Origin of the sequence: Curtobacterium sp. MCBA15_005, from assembly GCF_001864855.1 — a bacterium.
GTDB classification, from domain to species: Bacteria; Actinomycetota; Actinomycetes; order Actinomycetales; family Microbacteriaceae; genus Curtobacterium; species Curtobacterium flaccumfaciens.
This window is the reverse complement of the sequence record NZ_MJGL01000045.1, coordinates 82806-91406: the sequence shown is the minus strand read 5'-3', so window position 1 is coordinate 91406 and position 8601 is coordinate 82806. Positions and strand designations below refer to the sequence as shown.

The 8601-nt window shown below is 72.3% G+C and carries 5 protein-coding genes; 3 read left to right on the top strand and 2 right to left on the bottom strand.

Features of this window, described 5'->3' with window-relative positions; all coding sequences use genetic code 11:
- Window positions 1-68 precede the first annotated feature (68 nt).
- Together BIU89_RS13410 and BIU89_RS13405 are read right to left on the bottom strand one after the other, a co-directional pair.
- Complete coding sequence (locus BIU89_RS13410; RefSeq protein WP_027465202.1) at window positions 69-509, bottom strand: VOC family protein; 441 nt, start codon at window positions 507-509, stop codon at window positions 69-71.
- 224 nt (window positions 510-733) lie between these two features.
- The gene (locus BIU89_RS13405) at window positions 734-4216 is read right to left on the bottom strand and encodes a proline dehydrogenase family protein (RefSeq protein ID WP_071247239.1); all 3483 of its coding nucleotides are present in this window, start codon (window positions 4214-4216) and stop codon (window positions 734-736) included.
- Between the two features lie 105 nt (window positions 4217-4321).
- Between BIU89_RS13405 and BIU89_RS13400 the strand changes: the two genes are divergently transcribed.
- The 3 genes from BIU89_RS13400 (at window position 4322) to BIU89_RS13390 (ending at window position 8560) form a co-directional block, all read left to right on the top strand.
- Window positions 4322-5224: a LysR substrate-binding domain-containing protein gene (locus BIU89_RS13400; protein WP_071247237.1), complete on the top strand. Its 903-nt coding sequence runs from the start codon at window positions 4322-4324 to the stop codon at window positions 5222-5224.
- Window positions 5225-5390: 166 nt separating this feature from the next.
- Window positions 5391-6998 carry a hypothetical protein gene (locus tag BIU89_RS13395; protein ID WP_071247236.1) on the top strand — a complete coding sequence of 536 codons (1608 nt, stop codon included), beginning with the start codon at window positions 5391-5393 and terminating at the stop codon, window positions 6996-6998.
- A gap of 227 nt (window positions 6999-7225) precedes the next feature.
- On the top strand, window positions 7226-8560 hold the full coding sequence (locus BIU89_RS13390; RefSeq protein ID WP_071247234.1) for a hypothetical protein: 1335 nt from the start codon (window positions 7226-7228) through the stop codon (window positions 8558-8560).
- Window positions 8561-8601: the final 41 nt, after the last annotated feature.

Below are 8601 nucleotides of genomic sequence, written 5' to 3'. Positions count from 1 at the left end.
GTTCGGGAGCACTTTGGTTGCACCGATCGGATCGGCACCGGGTTCCGGCCGAGGGCGGCGCGGACTGCTCAGGACTTGAGGGCAGCGAGCTCGAGGTTGATGTCGTCGGGGTCCTGCACGGACAGGATCACCATGCCGGCGTCGCCCAGGTCGGTGACCTCGCCGTGCTCGACACCCGCGGCATCGAGTCGGGCGGCCGCCTCGTGCAGCTCGTCGACCGAGCCCACGACGAAGCTCACGTGGTCGAGGCCGACGGTGTCCGGATCGAATGTCTGCCCTGCGGGAGCGACCGGACGGAGCCCGAACACCTGGTCACCGAGCCGGAAAACCGATCCGCCGTAGAAACGCTCGCGATCCTCGCGGACACCCGGCTCGTCGACCTGGTCGCTGAAGTCGATCGCCGGATCCGTGCCGAGCAGCAGCTGGTAGAAGGCCTTGCTCCGGTGGATGTCGGTCACGGTGACACGGACGTGGGCCAGGGCGGTCGGGCGTGCGAACGGCTCGGTCATGGTGGAGCTCCTCAGTGGTTGCGCGCCGTGGTTGCGACGCGCACCCGAGGCAACGCTCGGTCCCTCCGAAGCACCCGAGGCCGTGCGGCGACCGGACAGCCCCGCACACGACGTTCCGCACGCCGCACAACCGAAGTGCCCCCGAACCACGCGATCGCGTGGTTCGGGGGCACTTCGGTTCTGCAAGCGGCGCTGGACCCGAACGCCAGCGCCGCAGTCCGGGGTCAGATCAGGTCGTCGGTCAGGTGGTTCGGCGTGCCGAAGCGGTGCGCCGTGATCGACACCGCCTGCTCGCGGACGAACGGCAGGATCTCGAGCCGCCCGGCCTCGGTCACCGGGCCGCCGTACACGGCGACGTCCGGACGACCACCGACGGCCGAGTACAGCGCCGAGGTGTCCCCACCGATGAGCCGCACCCGGGTCGACGACCCCGAGGCGACCGAGCTCGCGAAGGCCTCGTCGGACACCGTCTGCGACAGCGAGCGGACGATCGGCAGCGAACGGATCGCCGCGGCGACGGACGACGGCAGCGTCGCGGCCGTGGAGACCTCGATCGTCGTGCCGGCACGGAGCGCAGCGGCGACGACGCGGACGAGCTCGACCACCGAGGCGTCGGGGTCCGTGTCCGAGCCGGCACCCGCGGCCAGCCGCACCTGCACCGCCGGGAACGGCAGGTACCGGGCGATGTTCCGCTCGGCGGAGAGCGCCGACACGTCGGTCGCGGTGCCGAACAGGGTCGACCACGCCTGCTCGTCGGACGCCAGCGAACGGTCCAGCACCGGCGAGGACACCTCGGCCGCCCGGACGAACGCCGAGACCGGACCCGAAACGGCGACACCGGACGCAGCGACCGCCGGTGCGGGCGTCCACGACCCGAGCCCGAGCAGGTAGTTCAGCCCACCGGCCTTCGTGCCGGCACCCACGGCCGACTTCTTCCACCCGCCGAACGGCTGACGCCGGACGATGGCACCCGTGATGCCGCGGTTGACGTAGAGGTTGCCCGCCTGGATCCGCGACAGCCACGTGCCGATCTCGGCCGGGTCGAGCGAGTGCAGGCCCGAGGTCAGGCCGTAGTCGACCTCGTTCACGATGTCGATCGCCTCGTCGAGAGAGTCGGCGGTCATCATGCCGAGGATCGGGCCGAAGTACTCGGTGCGGTGGAACTCCGAACCACGGCGGACGCCCTGTCGGACACCCGGGCTCCAGAGCTTGCCGGTCTCGTCGAGCTGCTTCGGCTCGACGGCCCAGGACTCCCCCGCGCCGAGCTTCGTCAGGCCGTCGAGCAGCTTGCCCGAGGCAGGCTCGATGACCGGGCCCATCTGCGTCGCGGCGTCGGTCGGGTACCCCACGGTGAGCGAGGACACCGCGTCGAGCAGCTGGTTGCGGAAGCGCTTCGACTTGGCGACCGAGCCGACCATGACGACGAGGGACGCGGCCGAGCACTTCTGGCCGGCGTGCCCGAACGCGGACGCGACGACGTCCTTCACGGCGAGGTCGAGGTCGGACGACGGCGTGACGATCACGGCGTTCTTGCCCGAGGTCTCGGCGAGCAGCGGCAGGTCGGGGCGGAACGAGCGGAACAGCTCGGCCGTCTCGTAGGCACCGGTGAGGATGACCTGGTCGACCATCGGTGACGCGATGAGCTGCTGCCCGAGGTCGTTCTCCGACACCTGCAGGAACGCGAGCACGTCGGCCGGGGCCCCGTGGGCGTCGAGCGCGGTCTCGATGATCGAGGCGAGCACGGCCCCGGAGCGCTCGGCGGGCGGCGCGGGCTTCAGCACGACCGCCGACCCGGCCGCCAGCGCAGCGAGGGTCGATCCGGCGGGGATCGCGACCGGGAAGTTCCACGGCGGCGCGACCAGGGTCAGCGCCGCGGGTGTGAAGGTCGCACCGTCGACGTCGTCGAGCGAGGACGCCAGGGTGCCGTAGAAGTGCGCGAAGTCGATCGCCTCGGACACCTCGGGGTCGGCCTGGTCGATGGTCTTGCCGGTCTCCGACGCCATGACCTCGACGAGGGCGGCGCGGTTCGCCTCGAGCGCGTCGCCGACGGCGTGCAGCACGGCGCCACGTGCACCACCGGACCAGGTCCCCCAGACCGCACCCGCGGCCTTGGCGCGACCGAGCGCGGTGTCGAGCGCCGTGGCGGAGTCGACCCGGGCCTCCTGGACGGCACGGACGCCGAGCGTCGACGAGGCGACGCGCGCGGTGATGGCGTCGCCCCAGGCGCGGACGGCGCCGACCGAGGGGTCGCTGTCCGGGGTGTTCTCGAAGTGACCGGGGCCGGGGCGGCCGACGGCGGCGTAGCGGTCGGCGACACGGTGTGATGCCGGTGCTGCGAGCCCCTCGGGCGTCGCGAGCGGCACCAGGGAGGCGCGGAAGCGCTCCTCTTCGCGGGCGAACAGCGGCGGCGAGGACACCAGCGAGAAGACCGCGGACATGAAGTTGTCCTGCGACGCGCCCTCCTCCAGACGGCGGATCAAGTAGGCGATCGCGACGTCGAACTCGCCCGGGTGGACGACCGGCGTGTAGAGCAGGAGCGAACCGACGGTGTTCTTCACGGCCGACGCCTGGCCCTGCGCCATGCCGAGCAGCATCTCGAACTCGATGCCGTCCCGCACGCCGCGTTCGCCGGCGAGCAGCCAGGCGTGCGCGACGTCGAACAGGTTGTGCCCGGCGACACCGACGCGGACGTTCTCGACGCGCGATGGGGTGAGCGCCCAGTCGAGCACGCGCTTGTAGTTGGTGTCCGAGTCCTGCTTGGTGTGCCAGGTGGCGAGCGGCCAGCCGTGCACCGAGGCCTCGACCTGCTCCATCGGCAGGTTCGCGCCCTTGACCAGACGGACCTTGATGCCGGCGCCACCACGAGCGCGGCGGGCGGCGGACCACTCCTGCAGCTCCTGCATCGCGGCGAGCGCGTCGGGCAGGTACGCCTGCAGCACGATGCCGGCTTCGAGGCCGAGGAACTCGGGCTCGTCGAGGAGCTTCGTGAAGACCGCGATGGTGAGGTCGAGGTCCTTGTACTCCTCCATGTCGAGGTTGATGAACTTGGCCGGGCTGACGGCTGCGGCGCGCTGGAAGAGCGGTCGGAGCTGCTCGACGATGTCGTCCACCGCGTGGTCGAACGCCCACGGCGAGTGCGGGTGCACCGTCGAGGACACCTTGATGGACACGTAGTCGACGTCGTCGCGGGCCAGGAGCTTGTGCGTGCCCTCCAGTCGGCGGGCGGCTTCGCGCTCGCCCAGAACGGCCTCGCCGAGCAGGTTGACGTTGAGGCGGACGCCGTCGCGCTTGATGCCGGCGATGGCCGGGCCGAGCTTGGAGTCGGTGGCGTCGACGATGAGGTGGCCGACCATGTTGCGGAGGACCCGTCGGGCGATGGGGACGACGACGTTCGGCAGCACCGGGGCCATGCCGCCGCCGAGCCGGACGAGTCCGCGGAGCGCGGCGGGCAGGAACCCGGGGGCGTCCGGGGCGATCTGCCGGAGCTTGCGGGCGGCGACTGCGAGGTCCTCCGGTCGCACGACCCCGTCGACGAACCCGACGGCGAAGTCGAGGCCGGCGGGGTCGGCGAGCACGCCGGCGAGCTGCTTCGCGGAGCCGTCGACCGGGTACGACTCGGCCTCGGCGAGCCACTGTCGGACGAGCGCGACGGACTGGTCCGCCAGGGCGTCGTGGTCGATGGCGGAGTCCTCGTGCAGCGTCGTCATGGGTTCAGTGTGGAGGTCCGGGATGCGGTAGCGGAAGTGAGCGTTCCTGATGGATACCGTTCAGTTGCGCTACCGTTCCGGTCGTGACCCGGCTAGCGTCGGAGCATGCTCGACGTCCGCCGTCTCGTGCTCCTCCGTGAGCTGTCCATCCGCGGCACGATCGCGGCCGTCGCCGAGGCGGTGAACTTCACTCCGTCGGCGGTCTCGCAGCAGCTGAGTGCCCTGGAGCGGGAGGCCGGCGTGCAGCTCCTCCGCAAGGCCGGGCGGCGGCTCCAGCTCACCCCGCAGGCCGAGGTGCTGGTGGCCGCTGCGGGCCAGGTGCTCGACGTCCTCGAGCACGCGCAGTCCCAGGTGGAGGAGACCCTGTCGTCCGTGCAGGGCCGGGTGCGGGTCGCCGTGTTCCAGTCGGCGGCCCTCGCCCTGATGCCGAGCGCCCTGCACGAGATCGCCACGGAACACCCCGACGTCCGGGTCGAGATGGTGCAGCGCGAACCGGAGACCGCGCTGAACGAGACGTGGGCTCGCGACTTCGACATGGTCATCGCCGAGCAGTACCCCGCCCATGCCGCTCCGCACCTGCCGGGGCTCGACCGTTCCGACCTGACGACGGACGCGGTTCGGCTCGCCCTGCCCCCGCGCGACACGGCGCTGCGCCCGGTGTCGTCACTCGAGGACGCCCGCACCATGCCCTGGGTGATGGAGCCCCGCGGGACCGCGTCGCGGCACTTCGCCGAGCAGGTCTGCCGGCGCTGGGGTTTCGAGCCCGACGTCCGGTACGAGACCGCCGACCTGCAGACGCAGATCCGCCTGGTCGAGTCGGGCAACGCCGTCAGCCTGATGCCCGACCTGATGTGGACCGGTCGGACGACGACGTGCCGGCTGCTCGAGCTGCCCGAGCGGCCGCGGCGGACGATCTTCACGGTGGTCCGCGCCGCTGGCGCATCGTCGCCAGCCGTGCGCGCACTCCGCTCCGCGCTCGAACGCGCCGCGTCCGTCGTCGGAGCGTGACAGGGCGGTCTGGAGGCGCGGCGCGGGTCCGGCACGACGGCTGCGGACCTCCGTGCCATCGTGATCGTTCCGTGATCGAGCGATCGTCAGGACTGGTCAGCGGGCGACATTCCCTGAGTAGAGGACGCTGATCCGGCGTCCCACCCAGGCATCCGAGGGGGATCCCGTGAACCAGTCCTGCAAGTACACCTTCCGCCGCAGCGCGGCGATCGGAGCGGCGATCGCGATCGTCACCGCTTCATCGGCGTTCGGCATCGGGGCGAGCGCCGCCTCCGCAGCGACCGACGAGACGGCTGCACCGAGCACCACCGCGACGTCGGCTCCGCAGGACGCGACCACCGCGACCGCCGCAGCCGACACCACGGCGGCCGACACCGGCACCGACACCGCTCCCGACACCGCGCAGGCCACACCGGACGGCGAGACCGCCGACCCGGCACCGGCGCCGGCACCGGCACCGGCACCGGCCGACGAGACGGCGACGCCGGACACCACCCCGGCCGCGACCACGCCGCCCGCCGCGGGCACCGCGCCGACGACCCCCGCCGCCGCCGAACAGCCCGCCCCCGAGGCGTCGACGCCCGTCACCTGGGCGGAACCGTCGACCGAGGACGCGCCGATCGTCCTCACCGCGACCGCCGGTCAGCCGTTCTCGCACACCTTCACCGCCCAGGGCGGTGACGGCCCGCTGGAGTACCTGTTCAACCCGCTGAACTTCTACCCGAACAACGACGTCAACGGCTGGTCCTGGAACGAGCAGACCGGCGTCCTGAGCGCCACCCCGAAGAGCACCTTCGACGGGCCCGCACTGTTCGCGGTCACCGCGACCGACCTGCACCAGAGCGCCGTGCAGTACGTCCAGGTCGACATCGAACCCGGCGCCCCGGTGGGTGTCACGTTCGGCGTCGACAGCTCGGACTCCGACGTCAGCTGGCAGGTCGACGCCGACGGGACGATCCGGGAGTACGCGCCGGGTGGCACCGGTGAGACCGTGGTGTCGGAGGTCCCCGCCACCGTCGGCTCCTCGATGACCCTCGCGGGCCTGGCCGTCGATGCGCTGGGCAACCGCACCACCCCGGGCGACGAGTACCCGCGCTCGACCGTCACGAGCACCACCGCGTCCGACGGCGTGGTCTGGGACCCGAACTGGTCGGCGAACACTGTGACGTTCTCGGAGCCGGGTACCCGCACGCTGACGGTGTCCGAGGGCGGCGTCTCCACCTCGTTCACGGTCCGCGTCTCCGAGGCCCCCGCTCCCGTCGCCGGCATCGCCATCGGGGTGCTCCCGGCCGACGGGACGTCCGGCGACCGGTGGGGCGTCCAGGGTGACGTGATCACCTACTACCCGGCGGACGGCGACGCGCAGCGGGTCGACACGATCCCGGCCCGACAGGGTGACCGGGTGCAGATCCGCGCCCTGGCCGTGGACGCCGACGGGCAGCCGGTCGGTGACCACACCGACCTCACCTTCACGAGCGACGTGGCGAGCGACCGCATCGAGTACGACCCCGAGGCTGCGGCCACCTGGGTGACCTTCGAGCACGCGTCGCCGCACACGATCACCGTGGCGTCCGGGGACGTGACGAGCACCATCCGCTTCGAGGTGCAGCCGACGGCGACGACCACCACCGTCACGACCACCCACACGCCGACCGCGTCGGGCACGCTCGCGTACACCGGTGCCGACGAGTCCGGCCCGCTCGCGTGGGCCCTCGGTCTCCTGGCGTCGGGTGCCGGCCTGCTCGTCTGGCGCCTGCGTCGCCGACTCGGCTGAGGCACGTCACAGCGACCGCCTGACGGACCGGAGGCGCGGGGCAGGACCGCCCCGCGCCTCCCGTCCGTCTTTGCGCAATTCTGTGAAAAACCCCAGATGAGAGGCGGTAGTACCGAGATGAAACCGTGATCTCCGGTCGGGGTCGGAACGGGTCCGCGAACCGTAACGTGAGCACCGAGGAGCGCGCGGGCACCGTGTGCTCGCCATCAGACTCCCGAGGGGGAACCATGCACCAGTCCACCAAGCCGCCCGTCCGCCGCGCGGCGGCGATCGGCATCGTCGTGGCGGCGACCGCCATCGGCTCGGTCATCGGCGTCGGCGCGCCCGCGACGGCGGCGACGGGGACGACGACACCGACGAGCACCACGGCGACCTCCACGGCCGCCAAGACGCCGAGCGCCAGCCCGACGCCCGGCACCGGCCCCGCCGCGAAGGCCACGGACAGCGCCACCCCGGCGGCAGCACCGGGTGACGGCAGCGACCTCGCGTTCACCGAGCCGTCGACCCAGGCGGCCCCGATCGCCCTCACCGCGACGGTCGGCACGCCGTTCAGCCACACGTTCACCACCACGGGCGGCAACGGCACCGTCGCGTACGCCATCCAGGACGCCCCGTCGGCGGACTACACGGTGAACGTCGAGACCGGCGTGCTGAGCGGCACACCGACGACCGCCGGCACGTTCGACTTCGAGGTCGTGGCCCTCAGCGGCTCGACACAGGTGACCGAGTACGTCCGCCTGACCGTCTCGCCGTCGCCGGTCGTCTTCACCGAGCCGTCGACGAAGGCGAAGCCGCTCGCCCTCACCGCCACCGCCGGCGCGACGTTCACGCACACGTTCCGCACCACGGGCGGCACGGGGTCGCTGGCGTACGCGATCCAGGACGCACCCTCGTCCGACCTGACCGTCAACGTCGAGACCGGGGTGCTCACCAGCACCGTCACCACCGCTGGCACGTACGACTTCGAGGTCGTCGCCCTCCGTGGCACCGCGACCGCCACGGAGTACGTGCGCCTGACCGTCCTGCCGGCCGCACCCATCGGGGTCCGCGCGATCGTCGACACCGGCACACCCGGCGCAACGGTCTGGTCGGTCGCACCCGGTGGCGTCATCAGCGCGTTCTCCGGCGGGGGCGAGCCCCTCGGCACCGTCGCGTCCATCCCCGTCCAGCAGGGCGGCTCGCTGGTGGTGTCCGGCCTCGCCGTCGACCGGTTCGGCAACCCGACCGCGCCGGCTTCCGCGAGCACCGGGTTCGGCACGACGGTGACGAGCTCGGTGGCGTCGGACCGGGTCGTCACCGATCCCCGGGGCGACGCCTCGAAGGTGACGTTCCCGCACGCCTCGGACCACCGTCTCACCGTCGCCCAGGGTGGCGCCTCGACCACGTTCGTCGTCGCCGTCCGTCCCGTCGCCACGGCCGCGGTCGCGACCACGACGAGCGGCACCGGCGGCACGCTCGCCTACACCGGCGCCGACGAGACCACGCCGTTGGCGTGGGCTCTGGGCCTGCTCGCCGCCGGCGGCGGCCTGCTGGTCCTCCGCCTGCGTCGCCGTCGCGCCTGAGACGCGACCGACGAGCGGACGGGAGGCCCGGTGCCAGCTGG